This is a genomic window from Micromonospora sp. NPDC005367 (assembly GCF_040606825.1).
Classification (GTDB): domain Bacteria; phylum Actinomycetota; class Actinomycetes; order Mycobacteriales; family Micromonosporaceae; genus Micromonospora.
This window is the reverse complement of sequence record NZ_JBEXFP010000077.1, coordinates 1-18,582: the sequence shown is the minus strand read 5'-3', so window position 1 is coordinate 18,582 and position 18,582 is coordinate 1. Positions and strand designations below refer to the sequence as shown.

Annotated in this window: 12 protein-coding genes; 3 read left to right on the top strand and 9 right to left on the bottom strand. The window is 73.0% G+C overall.

Annotation, left to right across the window (positions count from 1 at the left end; translation table 11 throughout):
• Positions 1–66 precede the first annotated feature (66 nt).
• Together ABZS42_RS30880 and ABZS42_RS30875 are read left to right on the top strand one after the other, a co-directional pair.
• A complete protein-coding gene (locus ABZS42_RS30880; protein ID WP_355151326.1) occupies positions 67–918 on the top strand; it encodes an FAD:protein FMN transferase in 852 nt (283 codons plus the stop codon).
• Between the two features lie 313 nt (positions 919–1,231).
• Positions 1,232–1,588 carry a hypothetical protein gene (locus ABZS42_RS30875; RefSeq protein ID WP_355151322.1) on the top strand — a complete coding sequence of 119 codons (357 nt, stop codon included), beginning with the start codon at positions 1,232–1,234 and terminating at the stop codon, positions 1,586–1,588.
• Positions 1,589–1,755: 167 nt separating this feature from the next.
• Here the strand turns inward: ABZS42_RS30875 and serA are convergent, their stop codons facing one another.
• The 5 genes from serA to ABZS42_RS30850 form a co-directional block, all read right to left on the bottom strand.
• Complete coding sequence (gene serA, locus ABZS42_RS30870; protein WP_355151320.1) at positions 1,756–3,354, bottom strand: phosphoglycerate dehydrogenase; 1,599 nt, start codon at positions 3,352–3,354, stop codon at positions 1,756–1,758.
• A 388-nt stretch (positions 3,355–3,742) separates the two neighbouring features.
• Positions 3,743–4,756 (bottom strand): ketol-acid reductoisomerase, encoded by a 1,014-nt coding sequence (ilvC, locus tag ABZS42_RS30865; protein WP_355151318.1) that lies wholly within the window; start codon positions 4,754–4,756, stop codon positions 3,743–3,745.
• 101 nt (positions 4,757–4,857) lie between these two features.
• Complete coding sequence (gene ilvN, locus ABZS42_RS30860) at positions 4,858–5,373, bottom strand: acetolactate synthase small subunit (RefSeq protein ID WP_355151317.1); 516 nt, start codon at positions 5,371–5,373, stop codon at positions 4,858–4,860.
• Positions 5,374–5,400: 27 nt separating this feature from the next.
• Positions 5,401–7,272, bottom strand: a complete 1,872-nt coding sequence (locus ABZS42_RS30855; protein WP_355151315.1) for an acetolactate synthase large subunit — start codon at positions 7,270–7,272, stop codon at positions 5,401–5,403.
• A gap of 185 nt (positions 7,273–7,457) precedes the next feature.
• Positions 7,458–9,830, bottom strand: coding sequence for a bifunctional diguanylate cyclase/phosphodiesterase (locus tag ABZS42_RS30850; protein ID WP_355151324.1), 2,373 nt, complete (start codon positions 9,828–9,830; stop codon positions 7,458–7,460).
• A 179-nt stretch (positions 9,831–10,009) separates the two neighbouring features.
• Here ABZS42_RS30850 and ilvD point away from each other — a divergent pair, with 179 nt between their 5' ends.
• Positions 10,010–11,857: a dihydroxy-acid dehydratase gene (ilvD, locus tag ABZS42_RS30845; protein ID WP_355151313.1), complete on the top strand. Its 1,848-nt coding sequence runs from the start codon at positions 10,010–10,012 to the stop codon at positions 11,855–11,857.
• Positions 11,858–11,963: 106 nt separating this feature from the next.
• Here ilvD and ABZS42_RS30840 read toward each other — a convergent pair whose 3' ends face one another.
• The 4 genes from ABZS42_RS30840 to ABZS42_RS30825 all read right to left on the bottom strand — a co-directional run.
• Positions 11,964–13,655 carry a SulP family inorganic anion transporter gene (locus ABZS42_RS30840; protein ID WP_355151311.1) on the bottom strand — a complete coding sequence of 564 codons (1,692 nt, stop codon included), beginning with the start codon at positions 13,653–13,655 and terminating at the stop codon, positions 11,964–11,966.
• A complete protein-coding gene (locus ABZS42_RS30835) occupies positions 13,652–13,990 on the bottom strand; it encodes a metalloregulator ArsR/SmtB family transcription factor (protein WP_355151309.1) in 339 nt (112 codons plus the stop codon). Before ABZS42_RS30835 ends, ABZS42_RS30840 begins: the two co-directional genes overlap by 4 nt.
• A gap of 106 nt (positions 13,991–14,096) precedes the next feature.
• Complete coding sequence (locus ABZS42_RS30830; protein WP_355151307.1) at positions 14,097–16,538, bottom strand: glycoside hydrolase family 2 protein; 2,442 nt, start codon at positions 16,536–16,538, stop codon at positions 14,097–14,099.
• Positions 16,539–16,592: 54 nt separating this feature from the next.
• A partial coding sequence (locus ABZS42_RS30825) for a bifunctional diguanylate cyclase/phosphodiesterase (RefSeq protein WP_355151305.1) occupies positions 16,593–18,582 on the bottom strand: 1,990 nt, incomplete at its 5' end.

Below are 18,582 nucleotides of genomic sequence, written 5' to 3'. Positions count from 1 at the left end.
GCGGCGCCGGACCTGATCGACGAGGCTCACCGGCCCTCGCCGTCCTGGCGTTGCTGCTGGTCGCCCCTGAAGCCCGTGCATCGCGACAGGCGCCATACCCGCTGGCCCGACCCGGCCGCCTTCCGGCACCGCCGGCCCGACCTGCGGCTGGGGAGCCCCGCCCACCGCGTCGACCGCGCCCGCGCCGTCACACCGGACCGGATCGCGGTGCAGCACCAGGTCCGTACGACCACCGCCGAGTACACGCTGCTGCTCAACGCGCCCAGCTGGCTGGGCCGCCGGGGCATCGGCGAGGCGTTGCGCGACGCGGTCGCCGAACTGCGAGCCATCGACCTCACCTACGGCCCCAGCCGACCCGACAGCCTCGTCTCCCGACTACGCCGGGGCGAGATCAACCCCGAGTCGTACGCCCCGCTCGCCGACCTGGTGGACCGCTGCGCCGCGATGCGCGCGGCCACCGACGGGTGGTTCGACGCGTGGGCGGTCCCCGGCGGTTTCGACCCCGGCGGCCTGCTCGGCGGCTGGGCGGTGGAGCGCGCCGCCGCCCGGCTGCGGGCCAACGGCGTCCACGACTATGCCGTGGTCTGCGGCGCCGACCTGGTGGTACGCGGACACGCCCCACACGGCGGCCCGTGGCGGATCGCCGTGCACCACCCGATCGAGCACGACCGCCCCCCGCTGGTGCTGGAGATGACGGCGGGCGCGGTCGGCACGTCCGGTGTGAGCGGCCGGCAGGGGCACGTCGTCGACCCGCACACCGGGCAGCCCGCCGACCAGCTGCTCGCCGCGACCGTGGTGGGCCCGGACCTCACGGTGGCCGACGCGTACGCGACAGCGCTCTACGCCGCCGGCCCGGCCGGGCTGGCCTGGTTCAAGGGCAACTCGGACTACCGGGCACTCTTCGCCCAGCGTCGTTGACGATCTGCGGGCCCGGGCCGGCGATCGGCCCCCACGCCCGCGGCAACGGCCGTGGGGGCCGGTCAGCGACGAGTGCGCGTGGCTCGCGCATTCGAGGGGTGCGGGCCGGTCGGGCCGGGGGTCGACCGCGCCACCCGAAGACGGGTCGACGTCGGTGCTCGGCCGGTGACCGCACGGGTACGCTAGCGAATCGACGCAACTCGACGCAAGAGTCTCCACAGCGGACCGTCCTGGCAGGATGACGGCAACCCGACGGCTGGCCTGCGGCGGGGCAGTTTCGACACGGTGAACGTTGAATGGCACTCTGTCCGCCGTGAGTTTCGATCTGAGCGTGTGGGCCCTGGCGAACGGGGCGACGCCCGAGGACGTACGAGCAGCGGTGCAGCGGTGCCGGCAGGGAGAACACGCCGAACGCCAGCCGGATCCGCGCGTGGTCGGCTTCTACCGTGCGATCACCGCCACCTATCCGGATCGGCCCCCGCGGCCCGGCACCCCGTGGGAGGTCGCGCCGTTGCACGCGATGGCCGACCACATCGAGATGAACCTGAACCCGGCCTGCGAGGACCAGGTGCTGCTCGACATCGAGCGGCTCGCCGGTCAGTACGGGCTCATGCTCTTCGACGCGCAGGACGGCTCGGTCTACCCGCCGCCCGCCCGCCTGCCCAGCTGACCGAGGCGGGCGACAGGACCGGCGGGGCCGCACAGCGCCCTGGCGCTCGGCCTGCCTCGCCTCCATCGCCCGGTTGCCGGCCGGTCCGGCCTTCTGCACCGGCGGGCGGCCCGGTACGCCAAGGGGCCCGGCGAATCCGCCGGGCCCCCCGTCGTGCTGCGTTCAGGTCACTCGTCGCGCAGGTCCGCGGCGCTCGCCGCGGTCGCGCCGATCGACTCGGCGGCGGAGGTGAGCAGGTCGGCGCCGAGCGCCTGGTCGACGGTGAGCGACATCAGCGTCTCGCCACCGGCCTCGCGACGCGCCACCTGCATCGCGGCGATGTTGACGCCGGCCTCGCCGAGCAGGGTACCCACGGTGCCGACCACGCCGGGCCGGTCGGCGTAGCGGAGGAAGACCAGAATGCCCTCCGCGCCGATCTCCACGGCGAAACCGTCCACCTCGGTCAGCTTGATGACGTCCCGGGCGCCGGCGCTGGTCACCGTCCCGGAGACGCTGACCGTCCGGCCGTCCGGCAGGGCGCCGCGAACGGTGACGAGGTTCGGGTGCTCGGCCGTCTCGTCCTGGGTGGCCAGGGTGACCTCGACGCCACGCTCGGCGGCCAGGTGCGGGGCGTTGACGTAGGTCACCTGCTCCTCGACCACCGAGCTGAACAGCCCCTTGGTGGCGGCGAGCTTGAGCACCGAGACGTCGTGATCGACGACCTCACCGCGTACCTCGACGGTCACGCTGGCGGCGATCCCGCCGGCGACCGCGGTGAACGCCCGGCCGAGCTTCTCGGCCAGCGGCAGCAACGGGCGTACGTCCTCGGCGACCACGCCACCGGCCTGCACGTTCACCGCGTCCGGCACGAACTCGCCCTGCAGCGCCAGCTTCACGCTCTTCGCCACGGCCAGGCCGGCCTTGTCCTGCGCCTCGTGGGTGGACGCGCCCAGGTGCGGGGTGGCGACCACGTTGTCGAACGCGAACAGCGGCGACGAGGTGCACGGCTCCTTCGAGTAGACGTCCACACCCGCGCCGCCGACCCGCCCCTCGGCGATCGCGTCGGCGAGGGCCTGCTCGTCGACGAGACCACCGCGGGCGGCGTTGACGATGCGCACGCCCGGCTTGACGATGGCCAGCTCCTTCTCACCGATCAGACCGACCGTCTCGGGAGTCTTCGGCAGGTGGATGGAGATGAAGTCGCTCTCCCGCAGCAGCTCCTCCAGGCCGACCAGGCGGACGCCGAGCTGCGCGGCGCGAGCCGGCTGGATGTACGGGTCGTACGCGATGAGCCGGGTACCGAAGGCGGCGATCCGAGACGCGAAGAGCACGCCGATGCGGCCGAGGCCGACCACGCCGACGGTCTTGCCCTGGATCTCGACACCGGTGTACTTCGACCGCTTCCACTCCCCCGCCTTCAGCGCGGCGCTGGCGCTCGCGGTGTTGCGGGCGACGGCGAGCAGCAGTGCGACGGCCTGCTCGGCGGCGGAGACGATGTTGGAGGTGGGCGCGTTGACGACCATGACGCCTCGCGCGGTGGCGGCCGGCACCTCGACGTTGTCCAGACCCACGCCGGCGCGGGCGACCACCTTGAGCCGCGGCGCGGCGGCGATCGCCTCGGCGTCGATCTGGGTGGCGCTGCGCACGATGACGGCGTCGGCGTCGGCGAGGGCGGAGAGCAGCGCGGAGCGGTCGGTGCCGTCGACGTGGCGGACGTCGAAGTCGTGCGCGAGCACCTCGATGGCGGCGGGGGCGAGTTCTTCGGCGATCAGTACGACAGGATTCATCGGTCCTCGTAGCTGTAGTCAGAGCGGTCGGCCGGGTTGTCGGACGCCGCACTGCGCCCTGCGCCGAACCGGATCGTGGCCGTCAGGTGCCGGCTTCGCGCACCTAACAGCGATGGTAGGGGGCGCACTGCCCGGCGTGTCCGGGACATTGAGGTGAGCGCCCTCACACGGTTTCGTCGCGGAGCTGATCTCCGTTCACCTGTCGCCCGCCGCTCGCGGCGACGTCACCGCCGGGCGGGGAGCGTGGCGGCGGGTCGGGGCGGCGCCCCGCCCTTTCGAGGTCGCGCCGGCAAAAGGCGGCGGCCCCGGCGCGGCACCGGGGAGAGCGCCACGTCGGGGCCGCCGATGAGCCGTCCGGGCCAACGTCCCGGGCGGCCGACGAGAGAACTCAGGCGGTCTCGGTGATCGGCCGGTCGACCCAGCTCATCATGCCGCGCAGCTTCCGCCCGGTCTCCTCGATCGGGTGCGCCGCGCCCTCGGCCCGCCACTTGACGAAGTTCGGGCGGCCCGCGTCGTCCTCGGCGATCCACTCGCGGGCGAACTCGCCGGACTGGATCTCGGAGAGGATCTTGCGCATCTCGTCCTTGACCCGGCTGTCGACGACGCGCGGGCCACGGGAGTAGTCGCCGTACTCTGCGGTGTCGGAGACGCTGTAGCGCATCCGCTCGATGCCACCCTCGTACATCAGGTCGACGATGAGCTTCAGCTCGTGCAGGCACTCGAAGTAGGCGATCTCGGGCGCGTAGCCGGCCTCGGTGAGCACCTCGAACCCGCTCTGCACCAGCGCGGTCGCGCCGCCGCAGAGCACCGCCTGCTCACCGAAGAGGTCGGTCTCGGTCTCCTCGGTGAAGGTGGTCCGGATGGCCCCGGCACGGGTACCGCCGATGGCCTTGGCGTACGCCAGCGCCAGGGCGAACGCCCCACCGGAGGCGTCCTGCTCGACGGCGACCAGCACCGGCACGCCCTTGCCGTCGACGTACTGGCGGCGGACCAGGTGACCCGGCCCCTTCGGGGCGACCATCGCCACGTCGACGTCGGCCGGCGGCTCGATGAAGCCGTACCGGATGTTGAAGCCGTGGCCGAACAGCAGCGCCTTGCCCGGAGCCAGGTTCGGGGCGATCGCCTCGGCGTACAGGCTGCGCTGCACGGTGTCCGGCGCGAGCACCATGATCACGTCGGCCTCGGCAGCCGCCTCGGCCGGGGTGAGGACCCGCAGGCCCTGCTCCTCGGCCTTCGGCCGGCTCTTCGAGCCCGCCGGCAGACCGATCACGACGTCGACACCCGAGTCGCGCAGCGACAGCGCGTGCGCGTGGCCCTGGCTGCCGTAGCCGAGGACGGCGACCTTCTTGGCCTGGATCAGGCCCAGGTCGGCGTCGTCGTCGTAGTACACCTCAACACTCATGGAACTTTCCCTTTCGTACGGCGGCCCGGGCGGCCCGTCGTGATTGTGCGGATGTGTCAGGCAGCCCGCAGGGTCGGCACCGGTGCCGACCCGCAGGTTGGTCAGGCGGCGCGCAGGGCCGGGCCGGCGGTGATGGACCGGGAACCACGCCCGATCGCCACCAGTCCGGACTGCACCATCTCCTTGATGCCGAAGGGTTCGAGGTCGCGCAGCAGCGCGTCCAGCTTGTCCGGGGTACCGGTGGCCTCGATCGTCAGCGTGTCCGCCGCCACGTCGACCACCCGGGCCCGGAAGAGGTTCACCGTGTCCAGCACCTGCCCGCGGACCGTCCGGTCCGCGCGGACCTTGACCAGCAGCAACTCCCGGGCCACCGAGACCTGCGGGTCGAGCTCCACGATCTTGAGCACGTTGACCAGCTTGTTGAGCTGCTTGGTGACCTGCTCCAGCGGGGACGAGTCCGCGTTGACCACGATGGTGATCCGGGAGACGTCCGGGTTCTCGGTCTCACCGACCGCCAGGCTGTCGATGTTGAACCCGCGCCGGGAGAAGAGCCCCGACACCCGGGCCAGGACGCCCGGCTTGTTCTCCACGAGCACGCTCAGCGTGTGCGTCGTCATGCCGTGACCTCGCTTCGCTCACTCATGTCAGATGTCATCCTCGTCGAAGACCGGGCGGACGCCACGGGCGAACATGATCTCGTCGTTACTCGTGCCGGCGGCGACCATCGGCCACACCATCGCGTCCTTGCCGACCACGAAGTCGATGACCACGGGCGCGTCGTTGATCTCCATGGCGGCCGCGATGGTCTTGTCCACGTCCTCGGCGGTCTCACAACGCAGGCCGACACAGCCGAGCGCCTCGGCCAGCTTCACGAAGTCGGGGATGCGGTGCTTGTGCGTGCCGAGGTCGGTGTTCGAGTAACGCTCTCCATAGAAGAGCGTCTGCCACTGGCGGACCATCCCGAGATTGCCGTTGTTGATCACGGCGATCTTGACCGGGATGCCCTCCAGGGCGCAGGTAGCCAGCTCCTGGTTGGTCATCTGGAAGCAGCCGTCGCCGTCGATCGCCCACACCACCGTGTCCGGCTTGCCGACCTTCGCGCCCATCGCCGCCGGCACCGCGTAGCCCATCGTGCCGAGGCCGCCGGAGTTCAACCAGGTGTACGGCTTCTCGTACGAGATGAACTGCGAGGCCCACATCTGGTGTTGGCCGACACCGGCGACGTAGATCGCGTCGTGGCCGACGATCTCGCCGAGCCGCTCGATCACGTACTGCGGCGAGAGCGTGCCGTCGGCCGGCTCGTCGTACCCCAGCGGGTAACGCTTGCGCAGGTCGTCGAGCTGGTTCCACCAGTCGTCGAGGGCCGTCGTGTGGCCGGCCGCCCGCTCGGCGGTGACCGCGACGATCAGCTCGTCGATCACGTGCCGCGCGTCGCCGACGATCGGCACGTCCGCGTGCCGGTTCTTGCCGATCTCCGCCGGATCGATGTCGGCGTGCACGACGGTGGCGTCCGGCGCGAACGAGTCCACCCGACCGGTGACCCGGTCGTCGAAGCGGGCACCGAGCGCCACGATCAGGTCGGCCTTCTGCAACCCGTAGACCGCGGCGACCGTGCCGTGCATGCCGGGCATGCCCAGGTGCTGCGGGTGCGAGTCGGGGAACGCGCCGAGCGCCATCAGCGTGGTCACCACCGGGACGCCGGTCAGCTCGGCGAGCTGCCGCAGCCCGTCGGTGGCACCGGCCTTGAGCACTCCGCCACCGACGTAGAGCACCGGCCGGCGAGCGTTCGCCAGCAGCCGGGCCGCCTCGCGGATCTGCTTGCCGTGCGGGTGCAGGGTCGGCCGGTACCCGGGCAGGTCGAGCGTCGGCGGCCAGGTGAACGTGGTGCTGGCCTGGAGCACGTCCTTCGGGATGTCGACCAGCACCGGGCCGGGTCGGCCCGTGCTCGCCAGGTGGAACGCCTCGGCCAGCACCTGCGGGATCTCGGCGGCGTCCTGCACCAGGAAGTTGTGCTTGGTGATCGGCAGGGTGATGCCCTGGATGTCCGCCTCCTGGAAGGCGTCCGTGCCGATCGCCGGACTGGCGACCTGGCCGGTGATGGCGACCATCGGCACCGAGTCCATGTACGCGTCGGCGATCGGCGTGACCAGGTTGGTCGCGCCCGGACCGGAGGTGGCCATGCAGACCCCGACCCGACCGGTCGCCTGCGCGTAGCCGGTGGCCGCGTGCCCGGCGCCCTGCTCGTGACGAACGAGGATGTGCCGGACGGTGGAGTCGTAGAGCGGGTCGTACGCCGGCAGGATCGCGCCGCCCGGGATACCGAAGACGACGTCGACGCCGAGCGCCTCTAGCGACCGCACAAGCGAGCCGGCTCCGGAGACCTGGGCCGGGGCGGATGTCCGTACCACCGGAACGGCGGCGGCCCGGGAGGCGGGTTCGGCGTCGGTCGCCGAAGCGGCGGCCGCGCGGGCTCGACGTGCGGAGTGGGCGAGTGTCTCTGGCGTGGGTCTCGTCATGGCGGTTCGGGCCTTCGGCTGGAGTGGGCGCGGCAGGTGTTGCGGATGGAACGCGGGCGGGCCCGTCGATCGGGTCCGACGGCAATAAAAACGGCCCTCGTGCAGATGCACGGGGCCAGCGCACTCTCGATCAGGGAGAGTGCGCTCAGATAAGTACTCGCAGCGACCAGTGAGACGACATGCGCTCAAGCCTGACGCATCTCACGCGATGAGTCAACTGATCCCACATGTTGGTTCACCGGTGTCGGCGCGTCTGCCCGCGGCGCGCCCGTGACGCCCGGCGTGAGCTGCTCGGACGCCCGCTGCGGAAGGCGCGGCGGAGGCGGCGTCGGTGGCCGAGGACCGGCGTCCACTCCGCCGCCGGCGTGACCCGGCGACCGGGCGCCCGACGAGGGGCCCGCCGGCCTCGCACCCGGCGAGGTGGCCGCCTCGAGCATCGCCTCCAGGTGCTCGGCCGGTACGCCCCAGCCGCAGAGCGCGCCCTGGCCGAACCGGCAGCCCGCGGCGACCACCGCGGCCAGTTCGGTGGGCGTGGTGACCCCCTCGGCGATGACCTCCAGGCCGAGCTGGTGGCCGAGGCGCATCACGATGTCGACCATCGGGGCGAAGGCCGGCCCGTCCTGCCCCTGCGGGCGGACCGGCTCGTGCTCGGCCACCAGGCCATGGTCGATCTTGAGGATGTCGATCGGCAGCCGGCGCAGCTGCCCCAGCGAGGAGTAACCGGCGCCGAAGTCGTCCAGGGCGATCCGCACCCCGGTCCGGCGCAACGCGGTCAGCCGCCGGATCAGCTCGTCGAGGTCCGTGGCGACCGCGTGTTCGGTCACCTCCAGCACCAGGCGCTGCGGCGGGACACCGTGCCGGCGCAACGCGTCGGCGACCAGCACCACGTACTCCGGGTCGTGCAGCTCACGGGGCGACACGTTCACCGAGACCCACACGTCGTGCCCGTCGGCGAGCCAGCGGGACAGCTGATGGCAGGCCTGGTTGAGCACCCACGCGCCGAGCTTGGCGATCATGCCGCACTCCTCGGCGAGCGGGATGAACTCGTCCGGGCGGACGTTGCCCAGCTCCGGGTGACGCCAGCGCAGCAGCGCCTCGGCGCCGACCGGGCGTACCGACGGCAGCGAGGCGACCGGTTGGAAGACCAGCCGCAGCTCGTCGCGCTCGATCGCCCCGCGCAGCTCGTGCTCCAGCGTCGTCCGGCGACGCAGCAGCTGGTCGTACGCGACGTCGTAGCGCTCGATCCGGCTCTTCCCGCGCTGCTTGGCGTAACGCAGCGCCAGATCGGCGTGGCGCAGCAACAACTCCACGTCGGGCTCGCCGTCCCAACCGGCCACCCCGATGCTGACCGACAGGAAGAGCGGCCCGCCCGTCTGCTGGTACGCCCGGCCGAGCACCGCCAGCAGCCGCTCGGCGACCCGGTCGGCCTCCTCGGCGCGGCCGGGCAGCAGTATCGCGAACTCGTCACCGCCCAACCGGGCCGCCACGTCGCCCGGGCCGAGGGTGTCCCGCAGCCGGCGCCCCACCTCGGCGAGCACCGCGTCACCCACGTCGTGCCCACGCATGTCGTTGACGTGCTTGAAGCCGTCGAGGTCGAGGCCGAGCAGCACGCACGGATCGCCCGCCGCGACCCGGCGGTGCACCGCGCGCAGCAGCCCACGCCGGTTGGCGAGCCCGGTCAACGCGTCGGTGTGCGCCAGCTCGCGGAAGTGCGCCTCACGCTCGGCCAGCCGCTCCGCGTACGCCCGCACGTCCCGGACCGCCAGGTACTGGCGGGCCACCAGCGCGAATCCCTCGACGGCGCAGACCCCGACGGTGAGCGGTGTGAACCGGCCGCCCTGGACGAGGTGATAGGTCGCCGACACGGTCATGGCGAACATCGGGATGAACGCGTTCTCACCGCTGCGGTCGGTGCCGTCCGGCTCGACCCGATCCCGGGGATCGACCCGCAGCGCCGACAGCGCCACGGCGAGCAGACCGACCGACGACAGCCCAGCACCGGTCAGCACCATCCCCTGCCCGGACTGGCAGAGCCCGACGGCGACGCCGAGCCCGCCAGCGGTCACGGTGGCGATGGCCGCGGCGAGGACGGCCAGGGGCGCGCGGGTGGCGACGCCCCGGCAGACGGCGACCGGGCCGATCCCGGCGGTCAACGCCGCAGCCGCCGTGGCGAGCAGAACCGGGGCACAGCCCGTCGGGGTGGCGTCGCCGAGCAGCCGGGTCGGCTCGCTGACGAGCACCCAGCCGACGAACCAGACGGCGGCGGCCATCATCAGCCCGTCGAGGACGAGCCGCAGTGTCACCACCGGGGAGGTCACCACCCCGGGCAGCCGGAACAGCCCGACCAGGAAGATCAGCCCGCTCGTGGCCGTGGCGACCGAGACGACGAGCGTCCAGCCGGTGCGCTGCCCCTGCTCCTGCGCCCAGTGCGGCGCCGCGGCGAGCGCCGCGCCGAGCCCGCTCACGAGGCCGACCAGGGCGATCCCGGCGGCCACCCCGAGCAGCACGAGCGCCGGCCGGTGCGGGCCGGTACGCCGCCGGAGACCGACCGTGAGCAGCGCGGTCGCCGAGGCGGCGACCAGCCAGCTCGACGCCGCGGGGACGGCCAGGCCCGGGGGAAGCTGCACGCGGTTACTTTGCCGGATGAGCGCTCTCCGTGGGGTCCCAGATGTGCATCTGTTGGGACACGGCGCACGCGGGCGGGGGCCTTCGCCGGCCCGGTGCCAGACTGGTACGTATGCCTGAGCTGCGGTCGAAGACCTCCACGCACGGTCGGACGATGGCCGGCGCCCGGGCCCTCTGGCGGGCCACCGGGATGACCGACGACGACTTCGGCAAGCCGATCGTCGCCATCGCCAACAGTTTCACCCAGTTCGTACCGGGCCACGTACACCTCAAGGAGCTCGGCGGCCTGGTCGCCGACGCGGTGGCCGAGGCCGGTGGTGTGGGACGGGAGTTCAACACCATCGCGGTCGACGACGGCATCGCGATGGGACACGGCGGCATGCTCTACTCGCTGCCCAGCCGGGAGCTCATCGCCGACGCGGTGGAGTACATGGTCAACGCGCACTGCGCGGACGCCCTGGTCTGCATCTCGAACTGCGACAAGATCACCCCCGGCATGCTGCTCGCGGCGCTCCGGCTCAACATCCCCACCGTGTTCGTGTCCGGCGGGCCGATGGAGGCCGGCAAGACGGTGGCGATCGAGGGGATCGTGCACAGCAAGATCGACCTCATCGACGCGATGATCGCCTCGTCGAACGAGGCGGTCACCGACGACCAGCTCGGCGCCATCGAACGCTCGGCCTGCCCGACCTGCGGCTCCTGCTCCGGCATGTTCACCGCCAACTCGATGAACTGCCTCACCGAGGCCATCGGGCTCGCGCTGCCCGGCAACGGCTCGACGCTGGCGACCCACGCCGCACGCCGGTCGCTCTTCGTGGACGCGGGACGTACGGTCGTCGAGATCGCCAAGCGCTGGTACGAGCAGGACGACGCCTCGGTGCTGCCCCGCTCGATCGCCTCCCGGCCGGCGTTCGAGAACGCGGTCGCGCTCGACGTGGCGATGGGCGGCTCGACGAACACGGTGCTGCACCTGCTCGCCGCGGCCCGGGAGGCCGAGCTCGACTTCGGCGTCGCCGACATCGACGCCATCTCCCGCCGGGTTCCCTGCCTGGCGAAGGTCGCCCCGAACTCGCCCCAGTACCACATGGAGGACGTGCACCGCGCCGGCGGGATTCCGGCGATCCTCGGCGAGCTGGACCGGGGTGGTCTGCTCCACCGGGACGTGCACTCCGTGCACTCCCCCTCGCTCGAGCAGTGGCTCGCCGAATGGGACGTCCGGGGCGGCTCGGCCCGGCCGGAGGCGGTGGAACTGTTCCACGCCGCACCGGGCGGAGTCCGCACCACCGAACCGTTCTCCACCACCAACCGTTGGTCGTCCCTGGACACCGACGCGGCCGGCGGCTGCATCCGGGAGGTGGCGCACGCGTACTCGGCCGACGGCGGGCTGGCCATCCTGCACGGCAACCTCGCGCCGGACGGCTGTGTGGTGAAGACCGCCGGTGTGCCCGAGGAGTGCCTGACCTTCCGCGGCCCCGCGAAGGTGTTCGAGTCGCAGGACGACGCCGTCGAGGCCATCCTCAACAAGGGCATCGTCGCGGGCGACGTCGTCGTGATCCGGTACGAGGGCCCGAAGGGCGGCCCCGGCATGCAGGAGATGCTCTACCCCACCTCGTTCCTCAAGGGTCGGGGGCTGGGCCGGGCCTGCGCGCTGCTCACCGACGGCCGGTTCTCCGGCGGCACCTCCGGGCTCTCCATCGGGCACGTCTCTCCCGAGGCGGCCTCCGGCGGTCTGATCGCGCTGGTCCGCGACGGCGACGAGGTGGTGATCGACATCCCGGGCCGCTCGATCGAGTTGAACGTGCCGGAGGACGTGCTCCAGGCCCGCCGGGTCGCCGAGGAGAAGCGCGACCGCCCGTACACGCCCACCGATCGGCAGCGGCCCGTCTCGGCCGCGCTGCGGGCGTACGCCTCGATGGCCACCTCGGCCAGCGACGGCGCGTACCGCCGCGTGCCGGAGTAGACCGGCCCGGCCCCTGCCGTCACACCGGGTGGCAGGGGGGCCCGAATCAGCAGGTCCACCCGGATCCCGACCACTGCGACAGCCGTCACGAGGTCCCGAGCCGGGCTCAGTGAGCGACGGCGGGCGCGGACTGCTGGAGCCCGCCGAGCGCGATGGTCCGGGCCTGCCGGATCGCGCTCGGTGTGTCCGGGAAGACCAGGCCGTCGCGTCGTAGCTGCTCGGCGACGCCGAGAGTGGTGAGCACCTGCTCGTGGCCGGGCGCGATGCCGGAGAGCAGCACCGTGATCCCGCGGCGTTGCAGTCGTAGGACGGCATCGCCGAGGACCTGCGCGCCGGTGGCGTCGATGGTGGACACCCGGGACATCCGCAGGATGACCACGCGGACGTCGGCCACGTCGGAGAGCTGGAGCAGGAAGTTGTGCGCCGCGGCGAAGAAGAGCGGGCCGTCCAGCCGGTACGCCACGATGTGATCGGCGAGCAGCGCGTGCTCCTCGTCGCTGTGCTCGCCCCGGTCGAGTGGCACCTGCTCCACGCGGGCCGTACGAGCCACCGCGCGCAGCGCGATGAGGACCGCCATGCCCACCCCGACGGCGACGGCGGTGACCAGGTCGAGCGCCACCGTCACCGCGAAGGTGAGCACGAGCACCAGCGCGTCGCCGCGGGTCGCCCTCGCCAGCGCCCGCAGCGAGCCGGCCTCGACCATCCGGACGGTGGTGGCGAGCAGGACGCCGGCCAGCGCCGCGAGCGGGATCCGCCCCACCACCGGCGAGACGGCCAGCACGATCACGGCCAGCGCGACGGCGTGCGTGAGGGCCGCGAGTTTCGAGCGGGCGCCGGCCCGCACGTTCACGGCGGTACGAGCGATCGCGGCGGTGGCCGGTATCCCGCCGAACAGCGGGGAGGCCAGGTTGGCCAGGCCCTGGCCGAACAGCTCCCGGTCCGGGTCGTGCCGCTCAGCGACGGTCATCCCGTCGGCCACCGTCGCGCTGAGCAGGCTCTCCAGCGCGGCCAGCGCCGCCACCGCGAGCGCGGAGGGCAGCAGCATCCCGACGGCGCCCAGGTCGAAGAAGTCCAGCGAGGGTGCGGGCAGTCCGCTGGGCAGGGCACCGATCCGGGCCAGGTCGACCGGCAGGAGCTCAGCCAGCCCGGTGGCAGCGGCGACGGCGACGAGGGAGAACGGCCAGCCGGGCCGCCACCGGGCACCGACCAGCATCACGGCGGCGACGCCGAGCGCCACGAGGAGCGGGATCGGGTGCGGTCGGTCGGCGAAGCGGGCCACCGCGTCGGCGGCGACTGCCCACACCCGCTCGCCGTGCGCGTCGGCCACGCCGAGCGCCGCCGGCACCTGCTGCAACGCGATCACCACGGCGATGCCGGCGGTGAAACCCTCGATCACAGGCACCGGGAGGTAGCGCACGTACCGGCCGAGCCGGGCCACGGCCAGCACGATCAGCACGAGGCCGGCGAGCAGACCGACCATCAGCACACCGGTCGCGCCGAAGCGCTGCACCACCGGCACCAGGACCACGGTCATCGCTCCGGTGGGGCCGGAGACCTGGAGGTTGGAACCACCGAAGATTGCCGCCACGGCTCCGGCGATCACTGCGGTGACGAGCCCGGCCTCCGCGCCGAGGCCGGAGGTGACCCCGAAGGCCAGGGCGAGCGGGAGGGCCACCACCGCCACGGTCAATCCGGCGAGCAGATCGCGGCCGGGCGAGCGCCGGGCCGCCGCCCAGTCGGCGCGTCGTGGGAGCAGACCGAGGAGGCGATCGCGGATCGTCAGGACCGCGCCGCTCACCGGGCGGGCCGGTCGGTGCGCAGCTCGTCGAGGAGTGCGTCCCGGTCGGTGAGGACGGCGCCGAGGATGCGTCGCCCGGCGGCGAGCAGGTCGGCGACGTCGGGGGTGCTGAGCGCGTACATGACGAGCGGGCCGTCCCGCCAGGTGCTGACCATGCCGGCCCGGCGCAGCACGGCGAGCTGCTGGGAGAGGTTGGACGCCTCGACGTCGATCGCGGCCAGCAGGTCGCGTACCGCCTTCGGGCCGTCCTGGAGCAGCTCCAGCACCCGGATCCGCACCGGGTGCCCGAGCGTACGGAACAGCTCCGCCTTTGCCTGGTACAGCGGTACCGACATCACACCCTCCTCCGACGACCCTGAAGACTTTAGCAGTTGCGAAAGTCTTCAAGTCGACGATGCCGATCGGGCCCCTCCAGCTCGGTTCGCCGGAGGGGCCCCGCGCTCAGCTGTCGTTCACGCAGCGCAGCACCGGCCGACCCGTCAGGGCCGCCGGGTCCAGCGCGTGCGGAGCACGCACGAGGAACGTCGCCGACTCACCCGGCAAGAGGGTGACCAGGGCCTCGTCCACGCTCGCCGCGGCGTCGAGACGGTCCGGGAAGAGGGTGAGGTCACGCAGCACCGTGCCGGCGGTGACCCGCACCCGCTGACCGCCCTCGACCGGCTCGACCACCGCGTCCCACCGCGCCGCCGGCCACTCGATCTCCCGGTCCTCCGCGAAGAACCAGAACGCCCGCTCGACGCCCGCTCCCGCGTCGGCGACGAGCAGTTCCCGCCGGGCGTGCTCCGGCCGCGCCAGCTCCGCCGGCACCGCCAGCGTCACCGTGCCGTACGCCGGGACGTCCAGTTCCACCGTCGCCTTCGCCCGCGGCTCGCCGGCCAGGCCCACCCGGTCCACCGACGCGGTGGCCCGCCACGGAATACCGCCGTCGTTGACCGCGACCAGGACCAGACCACCGTCGCGAGGCTGCACGGTGAGCAGCCGATCGGCGTACGCGCGGCGCAGCGCGTACCAGAGCGGCTTGCGCCGGCCGTCACCGTCGACAGCCGACCAGGAGGTGACCGGCCAGCAGTCGTTGAGCTGCCAGACGATCGTGCCCATGCAGACCGGACGCAGCGACCGGAAGTGTTCGACGCCGAGTTGGATCGCGCGCGCCTGGTTGAGCTGGGTCAGGAAGTGCCAGTCGTCGAAGTCGCGGGGCACCGGCAGGTGCGCGTCCAGGCCGCGCTGAAGCTTGGCGTCCCCACCGGCCGCCTTCTGGTGGTGCGCCATGCCCGGCGAGTCGGAAGCGAGCGGCTCGTCGGAGAGCGCGCGGCGCAGCGTGGCGTACGTGGGCGGCGCCTGGTAGCCGAACTCGGCCACGAAACGCGGCGTGTAGGCGCGGTACTTCGTGTAGTCGTCGGTGTTCCAGACGTCCCAGATGTGCGTGGTGCCGTGCGACGGATCGTTCGGGTGCAGGTCTTCCCGGCCGGACCACGGGCTGCCCGGCCAGTACGGCCGGGTCGGGTCCAGCTCGGCCACCACGCCGGGCAGCAGCTCCAGGTAGTAACCCCGCCCCCAGGTGCGCCCGGCGAGCGGCTCCTGCCAGTCCCAGTCGTGCCAGCCCCAGTTGTTCTCGTTGTTGCCGGTCCACAGCACCAGCGACGGATGCCCGGCCAGCCGGGTGACCTGCTCCCGCGCCTCCGCCTCGACCTCGGTGCGGAACGGCTCCTCCTCCGGGTACGCGGCGCATGCGAAGAGGAAGTCCTGCTGCACCAGCAGCCCCAACTCGTCGGCGAGGTCGTAGAAGTCGGCCGACTCGTACCGGCCGCCACCCCACACGCGCAGCAGGTTGACGTTCGCGTCGACAGCCTGGGTGAAGCGCTCGGCGAGCCGGCCGCGGGTGATCCGGGTCGGGAACGGGTCGTCGGGGATCCAGTTGACCCCACGTACGAAGACCGGAACGTCGTTGACGTGCAGCGTGAACGCGGAGCCGTGGGCGTCCGGCGCGGTGTCCAGCCGCACCGCACGAAAGCCGATCCGTCGGGACCAGGTGTCCAGAGTGGAGCCGGCCGGGCCGAGCAGGGTCACCGTCAGCGGGTATCTGGGCTGCTCGCCGTATCCACGGGGCCACCAGCGGGCCGGCTCGCCGACGGTGAGGGTGAGCACCGCCGTGCGTTGCCCCGCGGGGATCGTCGCCTCGGCCGCCACGCCGGCCACCTCGGCGCGTACGGTCAGCGGATCGTCACCGGCCCGCTCGACCTCGACGTGCACCTCGACCCGGCCGTCGGCGCCGTCGAGGGTCACCAACGGTCGTACGGTCGCCAGCCGCGCCGTCGACCAGGCGTGCAACCCGATCTCCTGCCAGATGCCCGCGGTGACCAGGGTCGGCCCCCAGTCCCAACCGAAGTTGCAGGCCATCTTCCGGATGAAGTGGAACGGCTCCGGGTAGGCGTTCGGCCGGTCGCCGAGCCGGTCCTGGTGCGCCCGCGCGTACCGGTAGGCGGAGTCGAACCGTACGGCGAGGGTGTTGTCGCCGGCCCGAAGCAGCGACCGGACGTCGAAGCGGTAGCCGCGATGCATGTTCTCGGTGTGGCCGACCTCCACACCGTTGACGCTCAGCGTGGCGACCGTGTCGAGGCCGGCGCAGACCAGGTCGATGCGGTCCTCGCCGTCCGGCTCGTGCCGGAAGGTGGTCTCGTAGACCCAGTCGGTACGCCCGATCCACGTCAACGTGCGCTCGTTGTCGTCGAGGAACGGGTCGGCGATCAGTCCGGCGTCGAGCAGGTCGGTGTGTACGCAGCCGGGCACCGTCGCCGGGATCTCCCGGTCGGCGACCTCCGACGGCACCTGCGGCCCCGGTACGGCCCGCAGCGTCCAGCCTTCGTGCAGCGGTTGTTGGCTCACGATCTCACCGCGCTTTCCATGATCCCTGGGCGGTCCAGGGTACGGCCGCGCCCGTCACCGGGACGCGGACGGGAACTGCTCGAAGTACGCCTCGACCCGTTCCGCCGTCGCGGGCCGGGCGAGCGCGAAGCCCTGCCCGTACCGGCAGCCCGCCCGCCGCGCGCCCTGCACCTGGGCAGTCGACTCCAGGTCCTCCGCCACGACCTCGAGCCCGAGCCGGTCGCCGACGTTCACCACCACGTCGATCAGCGGACGCTGAGTGTCGGGCGCGGGATCGACCAGGGGCGCACCTACCTTCAGCAGGTCGATGGGGAGCCGCCGCAACTGCGCCAGCGAGGCGTGCTCGGCGCGGAAGTCGTCCAGGGCGGTACGCACGCCGACGGAACGCAGACCCGCCAGCCGGGCGACCACCGTGGACAGCTCGACGCCGATGCGCGGCTCGGCCACCTCGACCACCAGCTGCTCGGGCGGCACCCCGTACGCGGCGAGGACAGCCGCCGTACGCTGCACGAAGTCCGGCGTGGTCAGCTCCCCCGTGGTGACGTTGACGGCCATCCAGAGCTGCCGGCTGATCGCGGTCCACTCGACGAGCTGCCGGCACGCCCGGTCCAGTACCCACCACTCCAGCTCACCGGCGATGTCGAGGTCCGCGGCGACGGGGAACAGCTCGTCGGGGAGCACCGTACCGAGCACCGGGCTACGCCAGCGCAGGAACGCCTCGGTGCCGACCGGCTGCCGGTCGCCGAGCCGCAGCACCGGCTGGTAGACCAGGTCGAGCTCGCCCCGGACGACCGCACCCGGCAGCTCCCGTTCCAGATCGAGCCGGCGGACCAGCTGCTCCTCCAGGAACGCGTCGTACCACTCGACCCGGTCCCGGCCGAGCTGGACCGCCCGCCGGCGGGCCAGGTCGGCCTGGCGTAGCACGTCCTGCCGCGATGCGCCGCTGATCTCGGCCAGTCCGATGCTCGCCGGCACCCGGAGCACCGCCCCGCCGAGCTGGTAGGGGCGGGTGAGCGCGGCGAGCAGCCGATCGCCCAGCGCGTACGCCAGCATCGGCCCCGCGTCGGTGACGACCGCGAACCCGGCCTCACCCACCTGCGCGAGCAGGTCCCGCCGGCCGACCACGGTGCGTGCGCGCCGCACCGCCTCGGCGAGCACGTCGGCCCGCAGCGCCAGCGGCGCCGTGTCGCCGTCCGGCAGGTGCAGCTCCACGACCAGCAACGCTCCGGCGGGTGCCGGGTTCCCGCCCAGCACGGTGAGGGCCCGCAGCAGGGCGGGCCCGTCGGCGAGCCCGTCGGGCGGCGGCGGCACCGGGGCGGCCACGAGGGTCGCCGGCACGGCCGCGGTGGCCTGCGACGGCGCCTCGCCGGCCGGGGCCGCGGCGAGCCCGGCCGGCTCACCGCGACGACGGTCCGTGCGCACCTCCCCCGCCCGGAACAGCTCGCGGAGCACGAGCGGCGGTACCGCCGCCAGGGCGAGCAGCACGGTGGTGCGGTCCGTCGGCAGACCGGAGTCGAGGTGCCGACCCACGGCCAGCAGCAACGCCAGCGCGGGCACCACCGCCCGGAGCCAGGCCGGGGCCGGGGCCGGGGCCGGCGGCTCGGCAGCCACCCCCCGGACCGCGCCGGCGGCGACGAGCAGCATCCCCACCAGCAGCGGCGGTACGGCCAGCAGCGGCGACCATGCCGCCGCACCCGGGTCGAGGACGGCCAGCAGCACCAGCCCGAGCAGGGTGAGCGCCACACCGCCCCGGCAGGCGGCCGCGCCGGGGCGGCGATGCACCCCGGTCAACGCGGTGAGCCCGACGATGCCGAGCACACCCAGCAGCACCGCCACGGCGAACCGGGCGGATGCCGGTACGTCGGCCCGGGGCAGCACCAGCCAACCGGCGAGGACCAGGGCGGCCGCCGGGGCCCCCGCGTCGGCGAGCCGGCGCAGCCGGACCCGGACCGGCGGCGACCCACGCCCCGGCAGAGCCCGCAGGCCGGGTACGGCGAACGCCGCGACCAGGACCGGGCCGGCGGCGGTCGCCACCCGGTGCCCC